Source organism: Endozoicomonas sp. SESOKO1, assembly GCF_024606265.1.
In the GTDB taxonomy this organism is placed as follows: domain Bacteria; phylum Pseudomonadota; class Gammaproteobacteria; order Pseudomonadales; family Endozoicomonadaceae; genus Endozoicomonas.
Window position 1 is genome coordinate 1 of sequence record NZ_JAHHPP010000171.1, and the last position, 1250, is coordinate 1250.

General features: G+C 56.3%; 2 protein-coding genes. Both read right to left on the minus strand.

From position 1 onward, the window contains the following. On the minus strand, window positions 1–400 hold a 400-nt coding region (locus KDK13_RS08535), incomplete at its 3' end, for a Wzz/FepE/Etk N-terminal domain-containing protein (protein ID WP_257284556.1). Window positions 401–523: 123 nt separating this feature from the next. Next, window positions 524–1033, minus strand: a complete 510-nt coding sequence (locus KDK13_RS08540) for a low molecular weight protein-tyrosine-phosphatase (RefSeq protein WP_257284557.1) — start codon at window positions 1031–1033, stop codon at window positions 524–526. Window positions 1034–1250: the final 217 nt, after the last annotated feature.

Consider the following 1250-nt stretch of genomic DNA (forward strand, 5'->3'; position numbering starts at 1 on the left):
CTGCAGTTGGCACAAAACGGCGGGCAAGGGCCGGGCCAATTTCCGGGTAATACTCCGGTGTGGCCACAATATCCAGTTTCAGGGTCTCTACCGCTTTACCCAGCACCATGCGGGAACGGATCAGTTCGATCTCGGCGGTAGAGCTGGGCTCTTCCTGCATGCCGGTGGCAATGTTCTGCAGGCCACCGAGCACGGAGCTTTTGTTCTCAATCTGCAACAGGGCATCGGCCTGGTAGATCGGCGTGGCCAGGTAACAGTAGACCACAGCCAGAAGGCCGGCCACGGCAGTGACTGCCGTGATAATCCACTTGCCGGCCAGCAGAATGGCGAAGATTTCCGACAGGCTGATGATATCGCCACTGCCTTGTGCCGTGTTGGCAGGTGTTTGCACATTATTCATGGTTGTACGGTATAACTCCTCGAATCTCCTTTTCCGTTGCCCGTTGTCCGTTGCCCGTTGCCCGTAAAAGCACAAATATGCGGCTTTTGCGGGTAACGGTTAACGGATAGCGGAAAACGGAGATTAAAGAGACAGTTTGCTTGCCCACTGTCGGGTGGTCTTCTGAATCAGTTCCAAGGCGTGCTGGTAGGCTGCATCGCCCTGTCGGTATGGGTCCGGTATTTCGATGTTGTGTTGCCAGCGGCCAAGCAGGTGGACCTTGCCCCGGGCTTCCGGTGCCATGGATTCCACGGCCTTGATATGCCCCTGCTCCATCACCAGGATCAGGTCGTGGCTGCGGATCAGCCCGGGTGTGAGCTGGCGGGCGCGATGGGGCGTCATGTCCACCCCGGCCTCTGCGGCCAGGGTAACGGCGGTGGGTGATGCCGGTTTGCCCACCAGCGCGGCAATACCGGCAGATTCCACCGTGATGGTGGCACCCTTCTCCTGCAGCTGTTTTTTCAGCAGGTACTCTGCCGTGGGACTCCGGCAGATATTGCCCACGCAGACAATTAACAGATGGTTAAACATTGGCTTATTTTTTACCACAGAGACACAGAGTTCACAGAGAAAGGCTTTTTTCTTTAAAAGCAAAAAAACTCTGAGTCCTCTGTGCCTCCGTGGTGAAATACCTTTTACAGACTACTCATAGCTGTACTGGTAGTACCCATAGTTGCCGTAACGGCTGCTGGTTTTCACCATGCCGTTGAGCACACAACCACGCACATTCACCCCGGCCTGTTGCAGGCGTTTGGTGGCGTAGTCGATCTCGCGAACCGGGTTCAGCTCAGCCCGGGCCACCATCAGGGTG